Below are 26908 nucleotides of genomic sequence, written 5' to 3'. Positions count from 1 at the left end.
AATGAAGGAAGCTGGAAGGGTATTGTTGAATAACAGTGAATATGGAGGTGTGTTTATGCAACAACATCATGCAGAACGAGTTGAATTATTCGTTTCTAACACTCAAATCATCAAGAAGTCGTTCAAATGGCAACATGGGATGATTCACCGTCTGGCCGCCTTGCTCTATGCAGCGGAGAATAAAGTTGCTGATGCGGAAGCCATTCGCCAAAGCCAAGAGTTGATTAAGCAAAACACAAAACTCTTCTCTGCATTCAGAGGTAATTCTGCCATTAGCATTGCTACCATGCTCTCCCTTACAACGGATGAGAACACAAAGCTGGCAGATACCCTGCATGTCTACGACCTGATGAAAGAGATCAGATTCCGCACCTCCGATTATCTCGTTATTGCCGCCTATCAGATCGCTACTCAGGTATCACCTGAGCAGTTTCAACCTACGGTGGAGCGAGCCAAATCATTCTATGACAGTATGAGAGCAGAGCATCGCTTCCTTACTGGTCAGGATGACTACATTTTCGCTGCTATGTTAGCCCTTTCCGATCTCGACGTGGATACTGGTGTGGCAAGGATGGAACAACTCTATAGGGAATTAAAACCAGAGTTCTCTTCCAGAAACAGTGTGCAGGCGTTAACACAGGTACTGGTTCTTGGAGAGGATACCCCGGATGCAGGTGCTCGTGTGATTGCCTTAAATGAAGCTTTCCGCAAAAGAGATCTCCGAATGGATAAAACGTATACATTACCTTCTCTCGGGATACTTTCTCTACTGCCTTCGGACAGAGACGCGTTAGTGGATGAAGTCGCGGAAACTAATGACTGGTTACGGACTCAAAAAGGCTTCGGTGCTTGGTCAATCGATAAACAGGAGTTGCTCCTGTTCTCATCCGCATTGATAGCCATTCAACATGTGGAGAATCTGCGAAACGGTGTGCTTACGACAACGATCTCAACCAGTATCACAAATATTATCATCGCGCAACAAGCAGCCATGGCCGCAGCTACCGCAGCATCGGCTGCTGCTGATTCTTCATCATCATCGAACTAACAAGTAACCATGTTACCTTCAATATGAGTTGAAAAAGACCCTCACGAGTTCGAGTTCACTCGGAAGGGTCTTAAAGCTTTCAAACCTATATCTAAAATAATGTTCATCATTCGCTATGATACAATCCCTGTATCCCGGAACTCTTCCACGAAACTATCCAGCCAATCCGAACCATAGTCCAACGCACCCATATCACTCTCAATAAAAGCAACATCCAAACCCATCACCCAGAATCGGCGAGCGATAATAAAGAGATCAACCGCCTGTTCGTCTGCATCCGTAAACTTCCGAACCGACCGGTATCCTTTCATCAACGCATCCCATAGTCTTTGTTTATGCGCTGAATCACCAGACTGCCGTTTTCGAATTTTCACTTGAGCCAGATCATACGCACGCCAGCTTTTGGCAGCCCACTCGAAGTCATAATGGATAAACAATTGCTCCTGTTGAAACGCATTGTTATTTCCATGCATATCACCATGGCACAGACCAAAGTCCAGATCTTGTCTGGAAGCGGCAACGATGCGTTCTTTTAATGCTGCTGCAAACGTATGGAGAAATACTGCTGCTTCATGGTTCACACCGATATACTGGATGATTCTTTCTAAGGATTCGTCGATGAGAAATTTCAAATCAAGCTCATATCGCGGCAGCTCCACGCTCACCTGATCCATAGCCTTATGCAATTCAGCGGCAGATTGACCAAAGGTGTAACAAGACTCCTCATCCTCCAGATTGTTCTCCGTACCCTCAATATACCGAAACATCACAGCAACTCGCCTGCCTTCCGCAACCTCCAGCACAGTATAATCAGACTGATCTTTCTTCTTGATGTATTCCCCAATGTCGGTGTGTTCCGCAGAAGCTAGAACGTTCTTCAGTTGAGATAATAACGATAGTTCGTATTGAACATCTGCCTCCGTAATTTCAGTACGGTAGATACGAAGAATATACAAACCTGTCGAAGTGCGTACCCGGTAGGTATCATTTAATCCTCTAAGCCAAAACAAACATTCTTCCCATGTTCCAATGTCATACTGATTGCTCAATGCAGACTCCAGGTACTTGGGATTTAGCACTGAACGTAAAGCAGTCGGTTGAATGGACATATGGTTGCTCCTTCGGTTTTAATATGATTATTTCTCATCTGATGAACGATGTAATCCTTTTCACCTATCAACCTATAACATAGTATATTTTTTATTTATTTTCCAGAATATATATTTTGATGAGTAAATACTCTTTAGACTCCTATAGTTTCATCTCATCTCCGCGGGATTATATAAGGTTATTTGCATTGGCCCGCTTTCCAGATTTCAGTAGATTATTGCGTTCTGAATCGGTACCAGTGCTCGACAATGCAGCACATTCACGAAAGGCAAAATGTTTGCACCCCCTACATTTCTGAACATCCAGATGCTGCAATGCATAATTGATAGCTTCACCCGTGTGCTCAAACATATGATCCAAACCAATCCGTTCAATCAAACCTGTTTTTTTCAGCATCTCCAACGGTTGCGCCTGTATGCCTGAAAGTAAAACCCTGCCCCCGGATCTCTCCATATGTTTAACAACACGGGCCAGATTGGATTCACCTGTCGTATCCATAAACGGCACCTTGCCCATGCGCAACAGCAGAGTGCCTGGTCGCCGATGAATGGAATCCATGACCGACTTCTCGAACATATCCGCTGCGCCGAAAAAAAGTGGCCCTTCAATTGTATACAGGCTTATTTGCGGACAGTCATGTCCTTCCCGAACCATGTGGGCCATGACTTTCTCATGTTTATGCTCGGGATCGGGCAGTACTTTGGCAACCTTCAACATCTCACTCATCCGCTTCACAAATAAAAGAACAGCCAGAATCAACCCCACCTCTACAGCCGTTGTTAAACTTGTAAATACGGTAAGCAAAAAGGTAATAAGCAGAACGAGTGAATCGCTCGTTTTGGTTTTCATAACATGTACGAAGGATCTCCGTTCACTCATATTCCAGGCAACCAGCATGAGAACGGGAGCCATACTGGCAAGAGGAATATGGGATGCATATGGCGCAAAGAGAACAAGTACCAGCAAAACCACCACACCGTGAATCACGCCAGACCATGGCGATACTGCGCCGGATTTGATATTCGTTGCCGTACGTGCAATCGCTCCTGTTGCAGGAATACCCCCAAATAACGGCGTCACCATATTAGCAATCCCCTGCCCAATCAACTCCCGATTACTGTTATGCCGACTTCCGGTCATGCCATCGGCAACAACAGCCGACAGCAGCGATTCAATTCCCCCCAGCATGGCGATGACAAAAGCGGGTTGCACCAAGTTCAGGATACGCTCCCAAGTGATCTCTGGTATATGAAACTGAGGCAAAGCGTTAGGAATTGCGCCAAAGGACGAACCGATCGTAGCCACCTGTCCTTCAAAAAAGAGCGCTGCGACCAGCGTCGAAAGAACAAGCCCCACCAGTGATGCAGGCACCTTTGGTGCAAACTTGGGCACAAGCAGAAGAACAGCCAGACAGATTCCAGCTGTAAGCACACTGTATATATTAATTGTCGAGATATGCATCCCGATTTCTTTCATATTGGACCAGAAATCCTCGTGTTTCTCGATGCCCCGAAGTCCCAGGAAGTTTGTAATTTGTCCGCTAAAAATAATGACGGCGATCCCCGCCGTGAATCCGATCGTCACCGGCCTAGGAATAAACTTAATGAATGCCCCAAGCTTGAATAAGCCCATAAGTACAAGCATCAAACCGGCCATCATTCCGGCGATCAGCAGATTCTCATATCCATACTGCATTACAATGGCGAAGAGGATCGGAATAAATGCCCCCGTTGGCCCGCCAATCTGGAACCTGGACCCACCCAGCAAGGAAATGAGAATCCCTGCGATAACTGTGGTATATAATCCATACTCCGGTTTGACCCCTGAAGCAATGGCAAAGGCCATACCGAGTGGAATTGCAATGATACCTACAATCAGCCCTGATAACAGATCCTTGCGAAAAGCCGCAGCATTGTAACCTGCATATCTCCCCATCCATCTCATGTACAAAAACCTTCTTTTCTTCATATATTTAAATATTTGAATATATACAAAAGACTACTCCCCTGCACACGTCCTGTCAATCGGATTACACACAATTCCAGCAGGAAACCAACACAAAAAAACAAGAACCGCCGGTCATTACACCCCGTTGCTCTTGTTTATTGTGTCAGGACTCTTTACGAATGTCTTCCAACATGGAAATGGTATCAACCAGGTGATTGTCAAAAATCTGTTTGGTGACTGCCAGCAGGTCCTTAATCAGCGGATCACGCAGCGAATAGGTGACGGTTGTCCCTTCTTTAATTCCCTGAACCACATTTTTGCTGCGCAGTACAGCCAGTTGTTGTGAAACAGCAGAGCCTTCCGATCCCAGAATGCTTTGCAATTCATTCACGTTCTTGGCTCCTTCACTCAGCAGTTCCAGAATCTGAATCCGCATCGGGTGTGCCAACGCTTTGAAAAAATCCGCTTTAAACTGTTGTATGCTCTGATTCATACGCTATGCCCCTTCAATCGAACTTTTGAAGATGCAAATATCATAACATAGAACGGGTACCATGCTTTACTCTAACCGTAAACGGTTTGACGGAAAAATTAAGATTGACCTTGAAGTACACTTCAACCTTTATACTTGCCTTATAGTCTCCACAGATCGTATATCTGAACTCCATCAGGAAGGGTGATTCCTCAATGAACATGTATATCCATAATCACAAACGCTCGTTGACGAGCTTTCTATTTGAGAAATATATCGGAACGTTAGATACCAAGAAATTTTTTTCAACACGGGAGCTTACCCGCAAACACCTGGATCATATGGGCCTGGAAAACATTAAACCTTATACCTTGGGTAAAACAAAACTGTCATCTTCCATCAAAGAGCGTTCCCATGAAGACATGCAGGTATTCACATTAAACGATCAGCATTCCCGTGAACAGAGGGTCATTCTCTACATTCATGGCGGGGCGCATACACACCAGCCGCTATCATTACACTGGAAATTCATGGACCGCATGGCTCAGGCTCTAAATGCCAAAGTTGTTGCTCCCATCTATCCAAAGGTTCCGCATTTTAATTATCAGCACACGTATCCGAAGTTGCTCAATCTATACCGGGATCTGCTTGCCTCCGTAGACGACCCGGCAAAACTCACCATTATGGGGGATTCCGCAGGCGGGAACATATCCCTTGCCTTGGCCCATTATCTGAAGCTGCATAATCTCTCGCAGCCCAAAGATATCATCTTGTTATCACCTTGTGTGGATATGGTGCTGGACAATCCGGTCATATTCGATTACGAGACCCGCGACCCTATGCTCGCTGTGGAAGGGTATGATGTCATCCGGCGGATCTGGGCAGCTGACAAACCGTTGAACGACCCGTTAATCAGTCCAATCTACGGAGATTTCACCGATCTGGGTAAAATCAGCATCTTTATCGGGACTCACGAGGGCTTGTTTCCTGATAATATGAGGCTCGACAAGCTGCTTACGGATCAAAGAATCGATCACCAAACGTACGTTTATCCCAAAATGAACCATGTCTTCGTCCTCTATCCGATTCCGGAAGCGAGGGATGCTCAACGTAAAATAGTTAACATCATTAAAAACTCAACATATGAAACGAATCAGTAAGCTGTAACATGTCCCACACTCTCCCACAGTTTTCCCTTTGAAAAAAGAACGAAAAAAGCTCAATCCCTGGACTACCGCCACCGGATTGAGCTTCTTGCTGTTATTCTGTCATCTAAATATCATATGAACCATATTCGAACCAGTCAAAGTCCGCTACCTGATCCGATGAAGTACCGTTGCTGCTGCTAAACATTCCGATACAGCAGCCTACAAAACCGCCGGCTACTTCGGTGCTCAAGCTGCTTGTATCCACCTGTTCCGCCACCAGATGATACTGACTTCCATCCGTGCTGTAATAGAAGTTAAGTTGCTGACCTGTCGCTGCCATTTTGATATACACTCGCGATACATCACCCTCCAGCGCGATTTGCGCAATGTGGGTATCCTGACCATCTATACAGGTCACCACACGCAGTACCTGCTGATTCTCGACCAGAGCACGCTCAATCCGTATGTGATACAGATCGTTCTGAATGACGACAAGACCAGCCGTTTCGTTTGCATTCCCGGGCACAAATTCCATCGCTGTAGCTGCGACATAATCCATATGCCTTTGACGCAGACAAACAAAGCTGGAATTTTCTTTTTCCTTCAATGTTTGCGGTTTCAGCTTCAATCGCAGATATCCTTTTCGCTCGCTTAATGAATACAGGTCTTTCTGGGGATTCCGCAAAAACATCCATTGCAAGCCCAGACGATCGCTGTCAAAATGGTCAAAACGCAGTTGCGGCTCTACCGGAACAGGCTTCAAATCCAACGTGCCCTGCTCCTCCAGGATTCCGCGGCCCTCGTTGACAACAGGCCATCCGTCCTCCCAAACAACAGAAGCAAGGAACGTCTCCCGCCCCAGATTGCTAAAGCTCCCTCCATATGGACGCGAAGCAAGCATGACCATGAACCATTGACCATTCGCAGCCTGCACCAAATCGGCATGTCCTACATTAACAACAGGGTAACGTTTACCCAAATGACGATGTGTAATGATTGGATTATTCGGATTCCCGACGTATCCTTCAGTCAAACTTTTGCTACGAGCAATGGTCACGGCATGGTTTGGCCCTGTGCCTCCCTCTGCAATCAATAAATAGTAATATTCATCGATCTTATACAAATGCGGGCCTTCCGGCCAGATCACATCCACCATCGCCCCGCGCCACAGAACGTGGCTGTCTCCCACCAGCTTCATATGGGTCAGATCAAGCTCTCTCAACCATACTTCCCAATTGCCATTATAACGAACGCCTTCAGAGCAAGGACGGGTACCAAGGTAATACGCTTTGCCCTCATCGAAGAAAATCGTCGGATCGATGCCTTCTGCACCTTCGATAAAATAAGGATCAGACCATGGTCCAGCTGGATCGGTAGCGGTTACAACAAAATTGCCGCCATGCGATACGTTGGTTGTAATCATATAATAGGTGCCTTCATGATACCGAAGCGTTGGCGCGAATATCCCCTGTGAATGGCCTGCCCCCTGAAGATTTAATTGCGAAGGGCGGTCCAGCACATTGCCAATCTGTTCCCAATGTACAAGATCACGACTGTGAAAGATCGGAACGCCAGGAAAATAGGCAAATGTCGATGTCACCAGGTAAAAATCTTCACCCACCCGACATACGGACGGATCTGGATAAAATCCAGGCATAATCGGATTGTTAAACGTGCATTGTTCGCTTTGATTTGCAATCTTCATTCTTTTACCCCTCCAATGGTTAGTCCAGTCACAAAGTATTTTTGCAAAAACGGATACAGTAAAACGATCGGCATGGCCGTCACAACTGTGATCGCTGCCCGAATGGATACAGGAGTCACCATGTTGGTCACATTTTTGTATGAATCCACATTGACCGTTCCACCCTGTGAGGTCGCAGAGGATAACAGCTTCATAAGCTCATACTGCAAGGTGGTCAAATTCCGATTTCCCGCCGTGTACAACATGGAGTCAAACCAGGAATTCCACTGACCTACAGCAATGAACAAGGCGACCGTAGCCAGCACCGGCTTGGATAGGGGAAGTATGATACGCATGAAAATCCGAAAATCTCCGGCTCCATCCATCTTCGCTGATTCAATTAATCCCTCCGACAGTCCCTGAATGTAGGTACGAATGACGATCATGTTGAACACCCCGATCAAGCCGGGAATAATGTATACCCAGAAGCTGTTCAGCAGCCCCACTTGTTTGATCAGCATGTATCCCGGAATTAAGCCGCCGCTGAAATACATCGTCATTACGAACAGCGTTGTGACCAATTTATTAAACATATACTCCTTGCGGCTCAGCACATAGGCCAGCATGGCTGTACAGAACAGCTGTACAACCGTTCCAATCACAGTTCGGGCAACCGAAATAAATGCAGCTTGTGTCAGATTGGGATTCTGGAATACGGAGACGTAATTTTGCAGCGTCCACTCCCTCGGCCAGAGATAGATTCCCCCACGGATCGTATCCAGCCCGTTATTGAAAGATACGGCAATGGTGTTTAAAAAAGGATATAACGTAACAACCATGACAAGCAACATAAATATGCCATTGGTGATGGAAAAAATTGAGTCTCCCAGGTTTCGTTTTCTACTAAATCGCTTCACGCTTCTGCCCCCTTATCATATCAATCGCTCTTCACCAAGAGACTTGGCAATCCCGTTGGCGATGAATATGAGCACCAGACTGACCACACTTTTGAAAATGCCTGCTGCGGTGGCAAGGGAGTAGTTACCAAGATTAATCCCGTATTTCAAAACAAAAATGTCGATTGTCTCGGATACATCCTGCACAAGTCCGTTCCCGAGCAAGTATTGAATCTCAAAACCTGCGTTCAGTACGTTACCAACGTTTATGATAAGCAGGATAATGATCGTTGGTTTGATGCTTGGAAGCGTGACATTGAACATTTTGCGAAATCGCCCGGCTCCGTCGATGGAAGCTGCCTCGTACAAGCTCGGATTAATCGACGCCATGGCCGCCAGATAGATAATCGTGCCCCAGCCAATTTCCTTCCACATGCTGGACAGACCTACGATCCCCCAGAAGTATTTGGGTTCAGCAAAAAAATTGATCGGTGCATCAATCAGGCCCAATTTTGTCAGCAGTACATTCACAATTCCTGTTTCCGTTGATAATACATTCGCAACGATACCTGTTACGATGATCCACGACAGGAAATGCGGAAGGTAGGAAACCGTCTGTACCACGCGTTTGAATAATATCATCCGCAGTTCATTTAATAAGAGCGCCAGACCAATCGAGCCGACAAATCCCAGAAACAGACTGATCAGGCTCATCGCCAGCGTATTGCGAATGACACGTAAAAATGTAGGGTCCGTGAATAACGTTCGAAAATGATCCACCCCCACCCAATCCTGCTCCATAAAACCAATGCCCGGTCTATAATTCTGAAACGCCATCAACCAGCCCCATAATGGTCCATACGCAAAAATAGCGATAAACGCAATAAACGGAAATGACATCCACATTAATTGTCGCTGACTTTTCATTCTGGACAGGTTGTACCCGATCCAGCTTGTTCCCGCTGGGATATGGCTGGTTTTTAACGAAGGCTGCAGCTCCTTTTTGGCCATGTTTTTTCTCTCCTTGCTTTTTATCCCCACAGTTCCATACGTCTGCGGACCTCTTCCGTCAGCGCATCTTCATACGCTTTAATATCTGCACTTTCCTTGAGCGTGGCTTGATACTCTTCCCAAGCCTTATCAAATTCGGCTGGTGAAGTCATAATCACTTTTGGCAGCCATTTGCGTTTTACATCGTCCATTTTCTGTCTGGCGATGGTCTCCGGTTTATTCGGTTCAAAATTATAGGTATAGATTGGGAACCACGGTTCATTTTCCTCCGCAGGCTCAAGGAAGTCGGTAAACTTCGTGTATCCATATGCCTTCAGCACTTTTTTGTCGATGTCATTCAATGTGGCAAGGTATTCCTCAGGCTGCTCTTTAGGGTCAAGGGCATTTTTCCCATCAGCGGTCATGCCTTCATGATGCGGGAAATAGACCAACGGGCTTCCCGTATTCGCCAGCACCCAGTCCGGATCTTTGGAATTGGCACGTTGCTCTTCATTCCTGGAGAACACGCCTTTGTCATCGACTTGGTAATCCACGCCTTCCTGTCCCCACGTTCTCAATACCTCCATCTCAGGGTCCAGCAAATCATTAATATATTGAAGTGCTCCCTCGATATCCTCGCAGCTCTTGGTAATGGCCAAACCGCCATTTACGTTAAGGATTGGATTGTTCTGATAACGCCCTTTAACATCCTCGGAGAGTGTAATGGACAACGGTACATAGGTTTTGTCATACAATTTTTGCTTCACGAGTGATGCCTCGGCGTCAAGGAACTGCCATCCTTGATCCACCATGCCCAGCACACGTCCGGTTGAAATTTTGGATATATATTGATCATAGTTTGCTGTAAAGGTCTCGTTATCGACAAGGCCTTGATGATATACCTCATTGATCTTTTTGAAATATGCCTTCGCTTCCGGAATGGTATTGTAGTTTTTGGCCGTCAGCGTTTCTTTATCAACGATGGCTGCGCCTTCGTTCGGATAACCAGCCATGAAGAGCGGAGGGTTCTCCAGTGCGAAATAACGCCAGTCATAGGAGATAATTTCAAATCCAATTGTTGGCTGACCATCAACGGTCGGGTGAGCTGCTTTGTAACGTTCAATCAAGTCAAAGTATTGGTCAAGTGTTTTGATCGTCGGATAATTATCCCACTCCAGTACCGCCTTCTGAATCCAGAACGCTTCTCCATCATGGGTCACTTTCATCGACTTTTCTTGTATATTGCCGAATTGAGGAATGAAGTAGATATGTCCATCCGTCGTATTTTTCATCTTCTTCCAGTCTTCGCCCAGGTAATTTTTGATGTTTGGATATTTATCGATGTAATCCTCAAGTGGTACTAAGGCCCCTGCTGCTACCAGTTGCTGAGTGCCATCACTCCCATCGATAAAATCGGGATATTCGCCGCCTGCAATGAGTACACCAATCCGCTCTTTGGCTGTTTGGCCCGTAAGCCAGTCCATCGTGACTCTGACACCTGTTTTCTCCTCAATAGCCTTTAACACCCGATTATCGTCAGGCGCAATTTTTCCCGGTACGGCAAAAAATGCGGAAAATTGTTTCAATTCCCTTCCATCTGCTGTCTTTTCCCCTTTCGAGGACGATCCCGGTGTACATCCAGCGAGTGCGATGACCAGTATTAAAGCTAGCAGAGCACTATACTTGATTCTTTTTCTAACATCCTTTTTCATCATGACCCCTCCATCGATTATATTGACAGAAGCTTTTTGGAAAGCGCTTTCCAAAGGCTGACTTAAAATTATCATGCTTCCATGCCCCTCTCAACGGGATAAACTATAGATGGAATCCCACTAATTCCAGCATCTGCGAAAAAAAATATCCCGCTGCTCCGTCAAGGAGTGCAGGATGTTAATCAAGAGAGTACGCAGCATGGGCACTTTTACGATATTGTGCAGGAGTCTCCCCCATGAGTTTCTCGAACCGGCTAATAAAGTAATCGGAGTCCCGATATCCCACCATTGTTGCAATTTCATATACTCTTTGATCTGTTCTGCGCAACAGCCGGGCGGCTTCCTCAATACGCAATTGATTCAAATAATCACTGAAGCTGATCGAGTAATGCTTTTTGAAAATTTGGCCCAGATACGCACTGTTCATGTAAAACTGCTCTCCCAGCAATTTTAGGCTGATATTCTCTCTGTAGTGCTCGTGAATGAATGGCTCAATTTTGGCTAATACGCCCATTGCATTCGACTTTTGCTGCTCCTTCAGTTTCTCTGCGCACATGAGCGAGAACTCGCATAAATGATCAATGTTTTCCTCCATGGATAACATCGCGAAGTTCACCTTCAGAAATGTCGATTCCATCAGCCCGGAATCTGGAGTGAGCGTATCGTTATTCACAAGATCCAGCAAATTGTATGCCAAATAATTCAAGTGGATTCGAACCATACCAGGCTCGATTCGCTCATCCAGAAAAAATTGAAAAATTGCCTTTGCATGGCTGTAAAGCTCATCCGTCTGCTGTTCCTCAATAGACTTGACTAGCCCATCGAACAATTGTTTTTCGGACTGTCCCGGCCGATGAATAAATAGGGTTGTATCCATAAGCTCAAAGTAATATATAGGCCCAGAAGTGGTGAAAAAACGTAAGCTTTTCATTATGCCGCAGGATTGATAAGACTCGTGCAGTGCCTCCAAACTATGTACTTCCTTCCCGACATAACAAGCAATAGCTGCCTCTTGGACTTGGCTCAGCTCGGCATATAATCGGGTCAAATATTGTTCCAACTCCACTCCCTCACGGTTCACCATCAGGTCCGTAACAATGAGCAAAACTGCATTTTTATCACCTGTGAACGGCTTCAAAACTTGTCCCGGAAAGGGCTTGCCCACCCATGCTTCAACCCGAGCGCACCAATCCGTTCCCTGTTCTGGACCGCCTTCCGTCTCAATCAGGATACAACGCAGTATGCCGGCATCTTGATAGCGGGGCTGCAGACTTGTAATAGCCTCCTCCTCGGCTGTCCCAAGCAAGATTGAATGCATATGCTGGGCCATAATCATTCGATCCTTTTTTTGCTGATATCGCTTCTCTTCCATCCGTGCATTAAATGCGTCCCTGAACTCCTCAAGCACCTGAACCAGTTCGGTCTTCACAATAGGCTTGAGAATATAATCATCCACTTGATATTTAATTGCCTGTTTGGCGTATCCAAACTCATAGAATCCACTAAGAAGAATCAGCTTGATGTCACCGCTATATTGCTCGTATAAGGTTTTGGCAAGCTGCATGCCGTCCATTTCCGGCATCTTGATGTCGGAAATGACCAGATCAGGCTGTACAGCGCGTATACACTCCAAGGCCTGCATGCCATTGGAAGCCTGACCGCAAATCTGAAATCCATAAGACTCCCAATCAATTAACAATAGAAGTCCTTGGCGAATAAATGGCTCATCGTCCACAATCAGCACGTTGATCATATCCTCGCTCCTTATTCTTGAGATGCCTGCATAAGAGGAATTTGAATGCCAATCGTTGTCCCCTTCCCCTTCTCACTGAATATATGCACCTGAACGAAATCATCAAAATACATCCGCAACCGAATATATGCGTTCATCATACCAATGCTGCTAAGCTCGCTCATCCGATCCATACTCGGGTCTTGCATCATTTTGCGGAGCGAGGACAGCTTGTCCTGCTCCATACCGACGCCGGTGTCTCGAATGGAAATGTACAGCTCATTACTTCGAGTTTCAAATAATACCTCCACGACCCCATCATTCGACGTCCCCTCAATGCCATGGATGCAAGCATTCTCCACAAAGGTGAGAACGCTTAGCTTGGGTATCATCATCGCAGCAATGGATTCTTCTGTCATTCTGATTGCAAATTGCAGCTTTTCGCCAAATCGATACTGCTGAATACTCAGATAACTCTCCACAAAATGGATTTCTTCTGCGATTGTAATCAGATCGTCGCCCCAATTGATCGTCTGACGCAGCAACAGGGCCAGTCTATGAATGACATCGGAGGTCTCAAGCTCTTGCTTGATCAAACTCCGCATCCGGATCGTTTCCAGTGTATTGAACATGAAATGGGGATTCACCTGACTCTGAAGGGCTTTTAGCTCCGCCTGCTTCTTGGATAGCTCAAGGGCTTGCCGCTCCACCTGACCCTTAAATACAATCTCAATCAGATTCTTGATCTTGATGACCATCATGTTATAACTATGGGTCAGGCTGCCGATCTCGTCCTTGCCCACAGGTCCAGATATCACCTCAAATTTCTCATGTTTCACTTGATCCAGATGCTTCGCTATCCGATCCACTCTGATGACCAGTGATCTGGATATCAACCAGATCAGAAGTGTCGGTACCAAGAGATTAAGAATGATCAACAAAGTCAAATTAAGCTTGGAATTAATAATCTCCGACAGAACGTCCAATTTCTCCGTGCTAACGATAATCTGCCAATCCTCAGATACAACAGGAATCGATTGCATGGATTGAACAGGGTCAATTGGACTGTTTGCAATCAGATTAAATGGCTGGCGCGTTTGATTCATTTTTGAATCGTTCGAGAAAATGACCCTGCCGTCCGAAACGACATACACCTTCCCATTTGCTCCCTCATTTTTAAGCGATTTGTTGATGAAAGCGTAGTCCAGATCAACCTTTAACACCTTCTCAACCTGCTGCTCCCCAAAGTAATCCAGCCTACGAATAATGCTTACTTTGCGTCCACCCTGACTTTGCGACATCTCCGCCTGCTGTTTGTCAAAATACGAATAGATCATGATATGATCGCTCGTGTTCATCAGCGCTTGATACCAATCACTTTTCTTCACCTCATCATCCAGCTTAATGAAGTTTCCTCCATTGACGAAGGTATCATTGCCAATATAAAACGTAATTTGGTTCACCTGCTGGTAGCTGTAGTAGTACCTGACCAGATTGTTGTTGCTAAGCATATCATAGTAAGCAGAGTAATAGTCTTCCTGATCGCGATACTTGAACTCCATGAACCGGTTCAGCGTTCCATCGGTATAGAGAAAATTGGACACATACAAGCTATTGTCTATACTGTTCCGCAGGTTGAACTTGATCCTCTGCTGCATTTCATTGAATCGGCTATGCTCCTTCTCCTCAATGTTACCTTTGATGCTTAGGTAAAACACGGTATTTGTGACCAGGACCGGGACCAGCACACAAAAAATGAACAATATGTACAACTTCGTTTTGAGACTCCAATCATCCAGAAACTGAATACGCTTACAGTCTGTCTTGCGGCTCATGTCTTATCGTTGTCTCCTCTTACATTGACATCCATATTATTATAACGAGTGGGAGAACGATTGGGTACTCAAATCCAGGTAATTCGGGAGGCCTTTAATTCAACCTCCTGATCGACTGGCCCAACAGGAAAGATACGAATATCTCACATATTTTCGTATGAACCCGATTTGATCCTACGTCGAAACGACGATCACGTTATAATTTCAGGAGCATTTCATACTGGACAACATGATACGTAAAACCTGATTTGACCAGGAGGAAATCTTCCATCGGTTTGAGATGAGATTCCACATTGAGGACACTGATTCTAGGCGATTCTGTGCGCTTGACCATCTCTGTCAGGATGCTGCTTGCAATACCTTTGCCCCGATAATTTTGGTTCACTGCAAGCTGTGGAATATCACCTGTTTTTTGATCTATAATGCCATAGCCAACAATTTTGTGGTCCTGACGTGCAACCACATAGCTAAAAGCTTCTGGTACAGCGTAAATGGAATCCATTGAATTTTGCCAGGAGGGCTCCACATCCCAAAATTCCTTGAACTGCTCCAAATCAATTTTCTCCACACATTCCACCGTGCAGGTCGTTTTCGGTATGAATTTATCTTTTTCCAGCTGGAAACATGCGAATTCCCTTTGAATTTTGAAGTTTTGTTTACTGTAAAGCTGAACTGCAGATTCGTTGGACTGGATGACTTCCAGCAGATATTGCGGTATATTTTTTTCTTTTAGCAGCTTTTGAATATTCAAGAGCAGATGGCTTGTAATGCCCTGCCGTCTGCAATCTTGTACAACGCCTGTCCCAAGGTCATATGCAGTTGCCTTTCCATTCCAGCTTCGAAGTCCATTGATAACAAATCCGACCATTCTCCCATCCTTAAAGGCTCCCATAGATATTTCGGGGTGATACCCTCTTCGTTGGAGCATTTGTTGAAACTTCCAAAAAGGCAGATCCATTTTAACCTGATAGTCGGAGAACGCATCCACAAACGCTTGGTGAAGTGTTTCCGTGCTTATCTTGTCCAACAGTTTATAACTGTACATTAGGGCACTCTCTCTCCTTTGAAAAGATGAAAACAATAATATATTAGGGCTCATGATCCCTATCCTTATTTAAATATTCTACTAGGGCGTGTCTTCAAACTCAGGCAAGCCACACCATAATGGATGCCAGAGTCAAAAAAGCCTTAAATGTACACGCTAATTTATCGTAGCGAGTCGCGAGACGACGATAGTTTTTCACTTTATTAAAGAAGCATTCAACTAAATGACGTTCTCTGTAAATATCTCGATCATAAGGCTGAATCTTTCGGCGATTCTTCTTGCTTGGAATGACTGAAATAGCCTGTTGCTCGTCCAAAAGCGCTCTGATCGCATTCGTATCATACGCTCGATCGGCCAATACCTGTTTCATTGTCAGTTTCATCGTTTGCAGAAGATCATAGCCTTGGACAGAGTCATGAGCTTCACCACCCGTTAATTCGAAACAAAGTGGATTTCCGAGCGCATCGACTACAACATGGATTTTGGTGCTTAGTCCACCGCGGGAACGTCCGATCGCTTGCTTGCTTTGCCCCCTTTTGCGCCCGATCCATGCTGATGAACGCGCACAATCGTGGCATCAATCATAACGCTTTCGTCATCCACTTCCAGGGAGACACACTTCAGCACGTCATCCCAAATCCCTGCTTTCTGCCAACGTCGAAAGCGAGTGTAGACGGATTTCCAATGAGGAAAGTAGTCAGGTAGATCACGCCAAGGGGCACCTGAACGTGCAACCCAAAGCATCGCATTTAGCATGATTCGGTTATCTATTGCGGGACGTCCTCCTTGTGGTTTTCGTTCAGGTGGAAACAGATCTTGGACTCGCTGCCATTGTGTCTCTTTTATTTCGTATCTTATATTCATCTAATATATTAACCCATGTATTACCATTTAAACGATTTGAAGACACGCCCTAGATAGTGTCAACATTATACAGTAATATCCGTACTATAAATTCTGCTTCCTTGAGAGTTTTCAGACACGCCCTAATCACTAAATAGACCGCTCCCTGGTTAAGGGATACGGTCTATTTAATCATTATTCTATGGGGATACCGATTTTGTTAAACCTATTTTGGTGATCACCGTATCATACGGGTCCAATTCCATGGTCTGTTCTCCATGCTCTGTATGGATCGTCGTGCACTGAACCTGATCGCTATTATTGATCACAACCAATATGTTGCTCTCAGAGTAGTAGGCGCACTCGGTGTACAAGTTATCCGTAATGTACTTTGTTTGATGGAATTCATTGCCCGCAAATCGAATCAAATTCAGAAGTAGTCTTGTATTTGCCCAGCTGAATTTAAAGGAAGGCAGGTAAATCCCTTTTCCTTTTCCAAAAGCATGTGTGGACAGTGTGATCTGACCATCCGTTTCACTCACTACAGCTGCTGATCCATCAGTAAGATAGATGTTATTTTTCGGAAGTATGCTGGCCCCCTCAGGCACCAAACCATACTCATCACTAACCTCATACGACCATTTTCCATGAACAACTCTGGCGCCTGTATCCTCATCTACCCCAAGCACATGCGCCATTCTGAAAAAGGTGTCGTACCCGTGGACCGCTGAAGGCTGGTTGATCCCCATAAAGGTACCGCCTTCGTACACCCACTGGGTCAGAATGTCTACACATTGGTGGTCATTCCAGTGTGCTCCACCACTCCAGGCAGTACCAGCGGAACCCGCATTAATGACGACATCCACATCCTTCAATACGCCCCGACGAATATCATCAAAATCAATGAACTGCACGTCAATCGGCAACCCGGATAAGGCCTCATTCACATGAATCAGATCATGCATATATGTTTCATGAAAATGACCGGATAAGGTCCACGATCTTAACTTGCCCCAGCTATGCAGCACGGCTACCTTTGTCTTGATCTGATAAGGCTTTCCAGCCTGATGCAGAACCTTCATTCCCCTGAATTCATGGGCAATCTTCTCGATGTAATCCACAAAGTCCGGGTAAGGCTCAACCAGATGTAAGTATCCACCCAGTCCAATCCGGTCAATCGGTTCCCGAAGCAGTGCACGCCGGATATTAATCCAATATTTCTTCGCATCCAGGGTAGGGTCTCCGCCCTCCTTGAAGGTAGGAAGTCCGCCTAAACCAACGGGGAACAAATATGGATGCAAGCGAATCTCATGGGTATCAACCTTAACGCCTGAGCACATTCTTGCTTCATAACCAGAGAACACACATTTGATCATGCCGTCGAATCCAAACTCCTGAAAGCGATCATTGTACGGCTCCATGCCTACCCAGCTGTCATCATAGAAGACATACGCCAGCTTGTCATACTTGTGCACGATATCAATTAATTTTTCACCGAATTCAATCACAAAATCATTGATAAATGCCATCCAATCCAGCTTTCGCTGATCCGCAGGCATATGAGTGACCTGATATTTACCACCATTTACAAAGTCCTCGGCTAAGAGTGAATACCCATATTTCTGAGCAAACAGATCCAGCGCTCTCGAACTTACCGTGAAATCGTATGAACCCCAATCCGAGAACAGATGGCGATTTCGCTCGTCGCTGCCCCAGATCCAGGCGAAGTTATAAAATAGGGATGTAAAACGTACAACCGTTGTTTCCGGATGATTTTGGCACCACTTTTCCATCCAATCCAGCAAATAGGTTTGTGTGTCCGTATAGATCGGGTCTATCTGCATCAGATGCTCTTTGTCCCAGTTATTCGTCGTATGATTGTACATGGAGATCTCTTCCCAGATCCGATAGACCATGAAACTCACCGTGTATTTATGCCAAGGAGCAACGCCAGTGATCACAACATTGCCAGATTCCCTTTCATAATTCCACTGTCCTCTAGGAACTTCTTCTCCAGTCGTTCGATCATAAACCTGCCAGTACTTAAACGCTTCTTTGGAATCATTTACCTTGAATTGCTCTGCAAAAAAATCCTCCATCAGATAGATGGATACATAATCTTGTACAGCGACCTTCGGATTTGTAATAAGAAAGCTTTGCTGCAGCTTATCCAGATTACGGGATGCCCACTCATTATGATCCCGAATAATGCAAATGGTTGAATAGATGCCGTATCCGGCATTGATAATCTCATCGGACAATTTCGTACCGTCACTGTCACGGATCACATCGGCACCCCAGCGATCGGCAAGTTCCAGCGTCAGTGCCTCATAGCCGGACTCTCCCGGTAGTGTAAAGGAGCCTTTGGTTGGTTTGGACAATTGGGTTCCCTCCCTATCTCAACATATCGGACAGAAAAGCGAGTGCCAGGCCCTGACCCCAGCCCTGAATCCAGTCTTTTGGAATATTACGATAGCCATACCGATCCTTCATCACCGCTGTACCGCCAGATACTCCAAGCACACGTCCATCTTCGCTGATGTTGTTCAGGATGCCTTCCAGTGCCTTTTGCACGTATTTGGTATGCAGTGGATTACCGTTATTAATCATGGCTGCTGCAATACCCGCGGAAGCGGACACCTCTTCATACGATTCTTCGTCATCCAAAACTGTACGCCACAAGCCGTTCTCGGTCTGCACCAGCTTGAGAGCCGCCAACTGATCGCGAAGTGCACATTCTACATCCATACACTGCGGATACAAGTACCAGTCGTTCAGTTGAGGCTTCACTTGAGACATCGTATAGGCTCCCCAAGCGTTTGCTCTTCCCCAGTAAAATCCGGACATGTGGTCCTTGTTGATATTGTTATAGCCGTGATACCACAGACTGCTGCTCGGATCTTGCAGGTATTTGATATGCCAGTAATACTGATTCAGCGCATCCTGAATCATGGCCTCATCTTTTAATTTGCTACCTACGCGGAGCAGGAAAAATGCCGCCATAAACAAGGTATCCGCCCAAGCCTGTTCCGGAAAATCATTGGAAACCGATACCGTATGCTGAAGCACATTGTCTCCAAAGCGAAGCGCATGATTCTGGAGATAATCAACCTTGCTGAGGACAATATCCCAATATTTCTGATCCCCGGTCTCTTCATATAAAGTGATGAGCACATGGCCCATCGCACATGTATTTACCGTCCAACTTGGCAGCCCCAGCTCGATGTATTCGTCTGCCCACTTCACCAGCCTGTCCAGAATCTCTTGGTTGCCTGTCGTCTGATAGGCTCTGGATACCCCATAATAAGCCACACCGCCGGGCCAATCCCATGTCAGATCCATATCCAGTGTTTTCTTGGTAACGTTCTCGATTACGTGTAGAATCTGTTCCCTGTCATATTTCACTTGAAGCATTGTTATTCCCCTCTCAGGGCGCACACGCCCCCAAGTGCGCCCTGAGAGGTGTCCGTCCATTTTTGTAAACGCTTTACTTATTCCATTGTACGCAGTAAAATAGTCTCAATCTAAGCATATTCACAACAAAACTGCGCAATTTCAATCATTTATACATAGGAGCCCTCGACAATGCCCAAACCGAAGAAACCTGTCATTGAATATCGTCATTACAGCCTGCCCATTGATTTCCCTGTCCTGTTACTCAGTGGAGACCGCTGGAGAATATCCGATATCAAGAGTGAGCATCTTCATTTCCATAACCACATGGAGATTGGCATCTGTTATTCAGATGAGGGAATCATGGAGATTAAGGGGGAATCTGTGCCTTTTCGTGCAGGCGACGTCACGTTCATTCCCCGCTATCTTCCGCATACCACATACAGTTCACCTAATAACGCCAGCCTGTGGGCTTATATCTTTTTTTCACCGGAAGAGCTCTTCCGTCATTCACTCAAAACATCCTCAAGTCACATGGAACCGAATTTATGGGCTATTCAAGGAACCAATTGTATTCTGAACAAGGAACAGTATCCCAAAATTCACACACTCGCAACATCAGTGGTAGAAGAGATAAAGCAGCAGTCCCCCTATTATCGGGAGAGCGCGTACGGTTTGTTGATGTCTCTATATATCGAACTGCTTCGAATTCATGCGAGCAACAAGAGCTGGTCAGCACAAGATCAGGAACGGGAACGAGACCTCCAAGGTGACCTTGTCATCTCACCCGTGCTGGAGTTTATCACCAAAAATTACATGATGCCCGTGTCCATCGATTACCTCGCGGATCTGTGTCATCTGAGTACAACGCATTTTCGACGCAAGTTTCATGAAATTATGGGAACCACGCCGCTTGATTTTCTGAACAGCACCCGGATTGAAGAGGCATGCAAACGATTGAAAAGCACGGAAGCATCCATTCTGTCCATCTCCGAGCAAGTCGGCTTCCGCTCCATCTCCAGCTTTAACCGCTGCTTCGCCAAACTGATGGGAGAATCACCCAAAGCCTGGCGCAAAGGGGCTCATACGGAAGCACAGTCTGCCAAAGCGTCGATATTGGAATTTACAGGGTGGGTGTAACATCTGAAGACTATTTATCAAGCAAAAAAAAGACCACAATCCAACAGAGGGATTGCAGTCTGTTCCATTCTTCCAATTGTTTGCAAAACATCATTGCAGCATTGTCCTTCGAGTGAACGTATTTTAACTTAAAGCGTCTCCGTACTAAGGGTAAACCCTTCAATCACGACATCTTCGTCCACTTCAATCATGATGCACCGTCTGCCTTGATGATTGACCTGTTTCACATATCTCAAGTCTTGCGGGCTAACTGAAATCGTAGCAACCTTGGTTTCGATCTTAATGGACTTGGAAGTAAACTTCGGCATGACACTGGTCGCTTTCATCTCATAATTCTTGTTGTCGACAATGGTTTCGAATGCCCGTTCCACTTTCTCCGTAGTCAGGTCCTCAACACCGCTTGCGGTCAGTACCCGTTCCAGATCTTTATAATCCAGCTTCGGAGGTTCTTCCTCATGGGATTCTTCATTAATTTCAATGACGCGGTTGATCTCCTCGTATACATGTGCAATGGTGGCTGAATCGAGCTGTTCACCGGCCACTTCCTTGACGATATCTTCAAAGATCGCCCGTTCTTCCAGTGCGGTTACGGATCTTTCTCCATTCAAAACATTTTCAACAAAATGCGGATCCGGGAAATTGGATTTCCCTGTGCAATAAAGTACACGATTCACATCGGAGTAGTTGTCCGTCACGCTGGGGTACAAGAATCCTTGCTCTGGCGTGCTTAATTTGATAATCGGATCAACAATAACGTTGTATTTGAATTCTCTCTCCACGTAATCAAACAAGAGCGTTTTCCGCTGTTTCTCCGTGGAATTCACGCTGCACAGAATGAACGGATGGGCGAACACCTCATTCTTCTCACTCTCTTCTGTGGCTTCGTTTCTAGCCTTGGTCGGCAGGTAGTACTGTCCACGCACGAACGTAGCTACCATATCCCGCTCATACTTCGCATCCACCAGCATTCGATCCACGAGCAGCAGCATCAGATCCTGCCATTCATCCGGATCACCTGTAACCAAAGCCTGGTGAAGCAGCACCTGCGCCGGGTCCTCCGCCGCTTCCTGGAACTTCAACTCAAATAACTTCTGATCCAAATCACCTGTCAGCAATTTTTTGAAATTGCCCATGTACAGCTCCTGCTTCTCTCTGTCCACCAGTTCGAACGGGTGACGCTCCCAGTGATAGACCTCATTGCTTTCCTTCGTAATATAGACGTTGAGAATATCGTAAATATTCAGTAGATCGTGATCGAGTTTAAACTGCTTTCGTATATGCGCGACTTCTTTTTTATTCATGATTCGTTAGACAACTCCTCAAGTAAATTGGCCTTACAAGTATAAACGATATAAAAAACCTTCGCTATATAAGTTCAACTAAAGAATATTTCCACTGGTACTCCGATGACAGAACAACCTTCCGATCGCTGTTATCCCCTGATTTTTTTGATTTCTTTTTTATATGGTAAAATCCGAGGATAAAGGCGAACGCTTCGCTTCTTCAGATTATTTCTGTCCTCTCCGTTATCTTGTAAATGTTTAATTAAACTTATATAAAAGGATCTTTATCGTTAAATGTCATCTGCAGTAATAAAAAGGAAAGACGCAACAGGAATGACTCCCGTGCGTCTTTTTTCGTTGTTTAACGTCTCTTAAATAATTAACTACTGCTCGGCAATATATCCGTATTCAACAGGGGTGCTCTGCTGGAAGAAACTTTCCTTGTTTCCCGCAAAAACAGTAATCCCATGAACAAGGACACTCCGCCAATAATAATCAACAATGCCCCCAACTCCTGACTGTAGGCTGTCAGCGCCCCGTCCCGAAACGCCATTCCACGAATCAGACGGTTAAGCCAGTTCATCGGTAATGCCCATGCGAACATTTGGAACGGTTCTGGAAACGCCAGTGGCGTTAATTGAATTCCCGTAGCCAGAAAGGAGGGATACAATACAAAGCTGGTTCGTAGGCTGACTTTGGACATGTCTTTGGCAGTGTATCCAATCAGCATACCCATGAGTGACAAGGCAAAAGCATAAACAACCAGCGGAATGATGAAAAGATACGGCTCTGCTTCAAACCGCATTCCCCCCACCTGCTTTAACAATCCATAGGATAGAAGCAGCGAAAGTGAACTCAACACAGCGTAAGGTACGCACCGAATCCATAGCTGGAAAGGTGACCTTCCGTTTGCAAACAGTTTCCCATCCTGACGAAGCCGATGTGCAATTGAGCCCGCCGCACTTGTTGTAATCATCAATACTACGATATTCACAAATCCAAGCACCATAAAACCGACATAACTGGAGGTTGGATTAAACAGCATCCGCTGCTGAAGGGATAACGGTGACACGATTCCTTTAACTGTCTCGGCATCCATCCCTTTTTGGATCAGACGTGTCATGGAAAGGGTCATATTCTCTGTCTGGATGATCTCCTGAATCGCAATGCGAATACCGGTTAACCCCGAGGGCATCGTGTTATCCATCAAGATACCGATATTCGTCGATTTCCCTTGTTGTTGACGCAATCCCAACTGATCGGGAAGCATAATGACCGCTACAGCCTGCTCGTTGGCAAGCAATGTTTTAGGACTCATTCGGCTCGTATATACGCTTTTGACGCTCATGTATTGTGACGCATTTATTTTGGAGATCAATTGCCGTGAATATTCGCTATGATCCTCATCAATGACCACAACTGGTGATTTATTAAGTTGATTCTGCGAGAACATTAATCCGAAAAATAAGGCTGCAATCATTGGCCCAATAAAAATTAGCCGTATATACTTACTGTCCGCGACGTACTTCCATTCGTCAATCAGTGATTTCATCAAGTTTCACCTCTGCCGTCATCCCCGGAAGCAAATCGGTATTTGAATCCATCGAAATTCGGACCAGAAACATACTTAAATCCGCTTGCCCTTTTTCACGAGACATCCGCAAGTTCGCAAACTGAGGAGCAGTTGAGATGGAAGTAACGCTCCCCTTCACCTGCGTTGGCTGATCCAAATACGGGAAATGAACATCAATGCTTTGATTCACTTCAAGCTGTTGAATTTCACTTTCCTGTATGTAAAGGTCGGTGTAATACGTATTCTTTTGTACAACTGCCAGCGGGACTCCTGCTTGAACTTGATCTCCCTGCTTTACAGCAACTCGGTCAACCAACCCGTCATACGGTGCGAGTACATCCACATCTCCCTCCCCGGCTGATTTCACTTTGAAAAGTACTTCTCCATCTTTCACGGAGTCACCTGCAGACGCACCAACCTCTGCAATTGCTCCGGGGCTATTCTGATAAATTAAAGTCGTTTGCTCTGCCTCAAGTATGCCTTGTTTCCGGCTCTCGGCCTGACTTACAGCATCCTTCCCTTTAACAGCCAAAAGTGAACCTCCAATAATAAACACCATCGCAATTCCGATATACAAACTCGCTTTTATCTTCATTCTTGTATCTCTCCCATTCTCAATCCTCGTGTATGGCTAAATTTGCTGACTATTTTGCTTTTTCATTTTGGTGACCGCGTTCTCGGCTGCCTCCATGATCACTTCTCCCAAAGTCGGATGAGGATGAATCGTCATGGCCAGATCTTCCACGGTTGCCCCCATCTCAATGGCGAGTGCGAGCTCCGATATCAGTGTAGATGCCTCCACGCCAACGATTTGTGCGCCAATGACAATTCCTGTTGTCGGGTCAGCCACTATTTTCACAAAACCTTCGGTTTCCCTTAACGCCAACGCTCTTCCATTGATTCCGAAAGAAGATTTCCCAATATCCACCGGAATGGCCTGTGCTTTTGCTTCCGTCTCATTTACCCCAACACTGGATATCTCCGGATCAGAAAAGACAACAAGCGGAATCACCTTGTAATCCACTTTGGAGGTAAGACCCGCAATGGCTTCTGCGGCTACTTTGGCTTCATAGGATGCCTTGTGGGCAAGTGCCGGACCGGCTGTAATATCTCCAATGGCATAAATGTGCGGGATAACCGTTCTGCACTGTTCATCCGTCTCAACCAGTCCTTTGTTCGTTACGGGCACACCTATGCGTTCCAGTCCTAACTGGCCGTCTGTATTGGGTTTCCTGCCGATCGTAACCAATACATATTCTGCCGTAACTTGTTGTTGCTCCTGGTTTTTCGAATAATGCAGTGTAACGGAATTTGCATTCTGCTCCACCTTTTCAGCAATCGCTCCGGTTACGATCTGGATGCCATCCGCCTTCAATTGTTTGACTACAGGGGCTGCAAGTTCCGCCTCGAATCCGGGCAATACTTGTGCGCCACCCTCAAGAATCGTTACCTTTGTTCCGAATTTGGCATACATCTGTCCAAGCTCCACCCCAATATAACCTCCGCCGATCACAATCAGACTACTCGGAACCTCCTGTAGAGATAATGCTTCAGTGGAAGATAAGATACGACCTTCAACTGGAAATGCTGGCAGCTCAATCGGACGAGACCCCGTTGCCAGTATGAGATTTTCAAAAGAAATGCTATGCTCCTGTCCAGCTTGCCGGATCAGCGCTGTGTGCTCATCCACCAGACTGGCTTCTCCTTCAAGAATGGTCACACCCGCAGTTTTTAACAAATAGTGCACACCACCTGCCTGTTTGTTCACAACCCCCTGTTTAAAATGCTGAGCAGTCTTAAATGTCGCTGCCGCGTCAGCTTGATTGAACTGTCTAAGCCAATCATAGCGATGCGATTCCGCAATTAAGGCTTTGGATGGTATGCAACCCACATGTGTACAGACCCCGCCAAGCTGTTTACGTTCAACAATCGCCGTCTTCATCCCCAACTGCGAAGAACGAAGCGCCGCCACATATCCCCCTGAACCTGATCCAATAACTAACGTATCCACAGATTCAAGCTTGCTCATATTCCGATCCCTCCCGATTTGAAGTCATTTTAAAATATGATGACCGTAATATATTATAACCATCATATTTTAAGGCCGTCAACAACCGTATTTGGTCCTTTTGTAAATTAACTGATATTCATTCGCCAAATTGACAGGCTTTATTATGATGACTATAATATTTTGAAAGTATAGAAATTGAACTATAAATTCACATGAGAACGGAGAGGACAGAAATAACCTGAGGAAGCGAAGCGCTCGCCTTTATAACCGGATTTTCCCTTTTGGAAAAGGGAATCAAAAAAATCTGGGGATAACAGCGATCAGAAGGTTGTTCTGTCATCGAAGTGGAAGGTGTAAATATTCTTTAGTTCAATTTCTATAGAATGATGAAACTATGGAGTGAATGATCATGCCCTATCCCAAAGGACATAAAATAAAAGTACGAGGTAAGATTGTTGAGAGTGCGGCTCGAGCTTTTCGCACCAATGGTATCCAGGAGGTGAGTGTCCCGTTTATTATGAAGGGAGCTGGATTAACTCACGGAGGGTTCTATTCACACTTTGACAACAAGGAACAATTGGTTGCCGAAGCCTGTGAATATGCCATTAGTGATACCATTGCGCTTTTACAGAACGTGGCTGATCAGGAAGAGCAGAATCCCAAAATTAATAAAGTAATCGATTATTATTTGAGTCCGTATCACCGCGACCAAACGGAAATGAGCTGTATTTTCCCCGCCCTTTCCAGCGAAATATCCCGTTCGTCCGAAGAGGTTCGGCAGGTATTTACCCATGAATTGGAGCGGATGATCGCTTTTATCTCCAATCTGGCTGAGATTGATGTGTCCAGAGGTCGTGCACTGTTCAGTACAATGGTTGGCTCGCTTGTACTTGCACGCTCTGTTAGTGATCCTGAGCTTAGCGACAGCTTTCTCTCGGCGGGCAGGCAGCAAGCCAAAGAAATGGTTAAAAGGAACGATCTGTAGCCTTGATGTTGCTATATCAAGCTGAAAACACAAGTAGACCGCCCACCCTTGCAAAGGTCGC

20 protein-coding genes and 1 pseudogene are annotated in these 26908 nt (G+C 45.6%); 4 read left to right on the top strand and 17 right to left on the bottom strand.

Annotated features, from left to right (window positions below):
* Positions 1-55 precede the first annotated feature (55 nt).
* Positions 56-1048: a DUF4003 family protein gene (locus ABTV53_RS03615; RefSeq protein ID WP_433750721.1), complete on the top strand. Its 993-nt coding sequence runs from the start codon at positions 56-58 to the stop codon at positions 1046-1048.
* A 113-nt stretch (positions 1049-1161) separates the two neighbouring features.
* On the opposite strand, the gene ABTV53_RS03610 is transcribed toward ABTV53_RS03615, so the two are convergent.
* The 3 genes from ABTV53_RS03610 to ABTV53_RS03600 all read right to left on the bottom strand — a co-directional run bounded on the left by ABTV53_RS03610 (position 1162) and on the right by ABTV53_RS03600 (position 4598).
* Positions 1162-2157 (bottom strand): phosphotransferase, encoded by a 996-nt coding sequence (locus ABTV53_RS03610; RefSeq protein ID WP_433750718.1) that lies wholly within the window; start codon positions 2155-2157, stop codon positions 1162-1164.
* A gap of 169 nt (positions 2158-2326) precedes the next feature.
* Positions 2327-4102, bottom strand: coding sequence for a SulP family inorganic anion transporter (locus tag ABTV53_RS03605; protein ID WP_433750715.1), 1776 nt, complete (start codon positions 4100-4102; stop codon positions 2327-2329).
* A 166-nt stretch (positions 4103-4268) separates the two neighbouring features.
* On the bottom strand, positions 4269-4598 hold the full coding sequence (locus ABTV53_RS03600) for an ArsR/SmtB family transcription factor (RefSeq protein ID WP_421891344.1): 330 nt from the start codon (positions 4596-4598) through the stop codon (positions 4269-4271).
* Positions 4599-4792: 194 nt separating this feature from the next.
* Here ABTV53_RS03600 and ABTV53_RS03595 point away from each other — a divergent pair, with 194 nt between their 5' ends.
* Positions 4793-5737 (top strand): alpha/beta hydrolase fold domain-containing protein, encoded by a 945-nt coding sequence (locus ABTV53_RS03595; protein WP_433750711.1) that lies wholly within the window; start codon positions 4793-4795, stop codon positions 5735-5737.
* Positions 5738-5849: 112 nt separating this feature from the next.
* Here the strand turns inward: ABTV53_RS03595 and ABTV53_RS03590 are convergent, their stop codons facing one another.
* The 10 genes and pseudogenes from ABTV53_RS03590 to ABTV53_RS03545 all read right to left on the bottom strand — a co-directional run bounded on the left by ABTV53_RS03590 (position 5850) and on the right by ABTV53_RS03545 (position 19876).
* Positions 5850-7430, bottom strand: coding sequence for a glycoside hydrolase family 43 protein (locus ABTV53_RS03590; protein WP_433750709.1), 1581 nt, complete (start codon positions 7428-7430; stop codon positions 5850-5852).
* On the bottom strand, positions 7427-8326 hold the full coding sequence (locus tag ABTV53_RS03585) for a carbohydrate ABC transporter permease (protein ID WP_433750706.1): 900 nt from the start codon (positions 8324-8326) through the stop codon (positions 7427-7429). Before ABTV53_RS03585 ends, ABTV53_RS03590 begins: the two co-directional genes overlap by 4 nt.
* Before the next feature lie 15 nt (positions 8327-8341).
* Entirely contained in the window at positions 8342-9316 is a 975-nt protein-coding gene (locus tag ABTV53_RS03580; protein WP_253430302.1) for an ABC transporter permease, read from the bottom strand.
* A gap of 20 nt (positions 9317-9336) precedes the next feature.
* The gene (locus tag ABTV53_RS03575) at positions 9337-11010 is read right to left on the bottom strand and encodes an extracellular solute-binding protein (protein WP_433750702.1); all 1674 of its coding nucleotides are present in this window, start codon (positions 11008-11010) and stop codon (positions 9337-9339) included.
* Between the two features lie 175 nt (positions 11011-11185).
* Positions 11186-12760, bottom strand: coding sequence for a response regulator transcription factor (locus tag ABTV53_RS03570; protein WP_433750700.1), 1575 nt, complete (start codon positions 12758-12760; stop codon positions 11186-11188).
* Between the two features lie 11 nt (positions 12761-12771).
* Positions 12772-14574 carry a cache domain-containing sensor histidine kinase gene (locus ABTV53_RS03565; RefSeq protein WP_433750697.1) on the bottom strand — a complete coding sequence of 601 codons (1803 nt, stop codon included), beginning with the start codon at positions 14572-14574 and terminating at the stop codon, positions 12772-12774.
* Positions 14575-14770: 196 nt separating this feature from the next.
* The gene (locus tag ABTV53_RS03560; protein WP_433750694.1) at positions 14771-15619 is read right to left on the bottom strand and encodes a GNAT family N-acetyltransferase; all 849 of its coding nucleotides are present in this window, start codon (positions 15617-15619) and stop codon (positions 14771-14773) included.
* A gap of 100 nt (positions 15620-15719) precedes the next feature.
* Positions 15720-16483, bottom strand: a pseudogene (locus ABTV53_RS03555) (IS5 family transposase).
* A gap of 179 nt (positions 16484-16662) precedes the next feature.
* Positions 16663-18843 carry a 1,3-beta-galactosyl-N-acetylhexosamine phosphorylase gene (gnpA, locus tag ABTV53_RS03550; RefSeq protein ID WP_433750691.1) on the bottom strand — a complete coding sequence of 727 codons (2181 nt, stop codon included), beginning with the start codon at positions 18841-18843 and terminating at the stop codon, positions 16663-16665.
* 13 nt (positions 18844-18856) lie between these two features.
* Complete coding sequence (locus ABTV53_RS03545) at positions 18857-19876, bottom strand: glycoside hydrolase family 88/105 protein (protein WP_433750688.1); 1020 nt, start codon at positions 19874-19876, stop codon at positions 18857-18859.
* Positions 19877-20047: 171 nt separating this feature from the next.
* Here ABTV53_RS03545 and ABTV53_RS03540 point away from each other — a divergent pair, with 171 nt between their 5' ends.
* Positions 20048-20995: a helix-turn-helix domain-containing protein gene (locus ABTV53_RS03540; RefSeq protein WP_433750686.1), complete on the top strand. Its 948-nt coding sequence runs from the start codon at positions 20048-20050 to the stop codon at positions 20993-20995.
* 128 nt (positions 20996-21123) lie between these two features.
* Here the strand turns inward: ABTV53_RS03540 and ABTV53_RS03535 are convergent, their stop codons facing one another.
* From ABTV53_RS03535 to lpdA, 4 genes are all read right to left on the bottom strand, one after another.
* Positions 21124-22296: a DUF4317 domain-containing protein gene (locus ABTV53_RS03535; protein WP_433750683.1), complete on the bottom strand. Its 1173-nt coding sequence runs from the start codon at positions 22294-22296 to the stop codon at positions 21124-21126.
* A gap of 361 nt (positions 22297-22657) precedes the next feature.
* The gene (locus ABTV53_RS03530) at positions 22658-23830 is read right to left on the bottom strand and encodes an ABC transporter permease (RefSeq protein ID WP_433750680.1); all 1173 of its coding nucleotides are present in this window, start codon (positions 23828-23830) and stop codon (positions 22658-22660) included.
* Positions 23814-24446 carry an HlyD family efflux transporter periplasmic adaptor subunit gene (locus tag ABTV53_RS03525; RefSeq protein ID WP_433750677.1) on the bottom strand — a complete coding sequence of 211 codons (633 nt, stop codon included), beginning with the start codon at positions 24444-24446 and terminating at the stop codon, positions 23814-23816. The genes ABTV53_RS03530 and ABTV53_RS03525 overlap by 17 nt, the downstream gene beginning before the upstream one ends.
* A gap of 36 nt (positions 24447-24482) precedes the next feature.
* Complete coding sequence (lpdA, locus tag ABTV53_RS03520) at positions 24483-25880, bottom strand: dihydrolipoyl dehydrogenase (RefSeq protein ID WP_433750675.1); 1398 nt, start codon at positions 25878-25880, stop codon at positions 24483-24485.
* A 391-nt stretch (positions 25881-26271) separates the two neighbouring features.
* Between lpdA and ABTV53_RS03515 the strand changes: the two genes are divergently transcribed.
* Positions 26272-26847 (top strand): TetR/AcrR family transcriptional regulator, encoded by a 576-nt coding sequence (locus tag ABTV53_RS03515; protein ID WP_433750672.1) that lies wholly within the window; start codon positions 26272-26274, stop codon positions 26845-26847.
* The last annotated feature ends 61 nt before the right edge of the window (positions 26848-26908 follow it).

This window comes from Paenibacillus amylolyticus, assembly GCF_050990605.1.
In the GTDB taxonomy this organism is placed as follows: Bacteria; Bacillota; Bacilli; order Paenibacillales; family Paenibacillaceae; genus Paenibacillus; species Paenibacillus amylolyticus_H.
Note: the sequence above shows the minus strand (reverse complement) of the source record. Positions and strands in the feature narration are given on the sequence as shown.

Coding starts and splice junctions, on each gene's coding strand:
- lpdA (WP_433750675.1), bottom strand. CDS start 25,880: ATGAGCAAGCTTGAATCTGTGGATACGTTAGTTATTGGATCAGGTTCA.
- ABTV53_RS03590 (WP_433750709.1), bottom strand. CDS start 7,430: ATGAAGATTGCAAATCAAAGCGAACAATGCACGTTTAACAATCCGATT.
- ABTV53_RS03535 (WP_433750683.1), bottom strand. CDS start 22,296: ATGAATAAAAAAGAAGTCGCGCATATACGAAAGCAGTTTAAACTCGAT.
- ABTV53_RS03560 (WP_433750694.1), bottom strand. CDS start 15,619: ATGTACAGTTATAAACTGTTGGACAAGATAAGCACGGAAACACTTCAC.
- ABTV53_RS03610 (WP_433750718.1), bottom strand. CDS start 2,157: ATGTCCATTCAACCGACTGCTTTACGTTCAGTGCTAAATCCCAAGTAC.
- ABTV53_RS03570 (WP_433750700.1), bottom strand. CDS start 12,760: ATGATCAACGTGCTGATTGTGGACGATGAGCCATTTATTCGCCAAGGA.
- ABTV53_RS03575 (WP_433750702.1), bottom strand. CDS start 11,010: ATGATGAAAAAGGATGTTAGAAAAAGAATCAAGTATAGTGCTCTGCTA.
- ABTV53_RS03615 (WP_433750721.1), top strand. CDS start 56: ATGCAACAACATCATGCAGAACGAGTTGAATTATTCGTTTCTAACACT.
- ABTV53_RS03540 (WP_433750686.1), top strand. CDS start 20,048: ATGCCCAAACCGAAGAAACCTGTCATTGAATATCGTCATTACAGCCTG.
- ABTV53_RS03565 (WP_433750697.1), bottom strand. CDS start 14,574: ATGAGCCGCAAGACAGACTGTAAGCGTATTCAGTTTCTGGATGATTGG.
- ABTV53_RS03525 (WP_433750677.1), bottom strand. CDS start 24,446: ATGAAGATAAAAGCGAGTTTGTATATCGGAATTGCGATGGTGTTTATT.
- ABTV53_RS03515 (WP_433750672.1), top strand. CDS start 26,272: ATGCCCTATCCCAAAGGACATAAAATAAAAGTACGAGGTAAGATTGTT.
- ABTV53_RS03530 (WP_433750680.1), bottom strand. CDS start 23,830: ATGAAATCACTGATTGACGAATGGAAGTACGTCGCGGACAGTAAGTAT.
- ABTV53_RS03605 (WP_433750715.1), bottom strand. CDS start 4,102: ATGAGATGGATGGGGAGATATGCAGGTTACAATGCTGCGGCTTTTCGC.
- ABTV53_RS03600 (WP_421891344.1), bottom strand. CDS start 4,598: ATGAATCAGAGCATACAACAGTTTAAAGCGGATTTTTTCAAAGCGTTG.
- ABTV53_RS03580 (WP_253430302.1), bottom strand. CDS start 9,316: ATGGCCAAAAAGGAGCTGCAGCCTTCGTTAAAAACCAGCCATATCCCA.
- ABTV53_RS03595 (WP_433750711.1), top strand. CDS start 4,793: ATGAACATGTATATCCATAATCACAAACGCTCGTTGACGAGCTTTCTA.
- ABTV53_RS03545 (WP_433750688.1), bottom strand. CDS start 19,876: ATGCTTCAAGTGAAATATGACAGGGAACAGATTCTACACGTAATCGAG.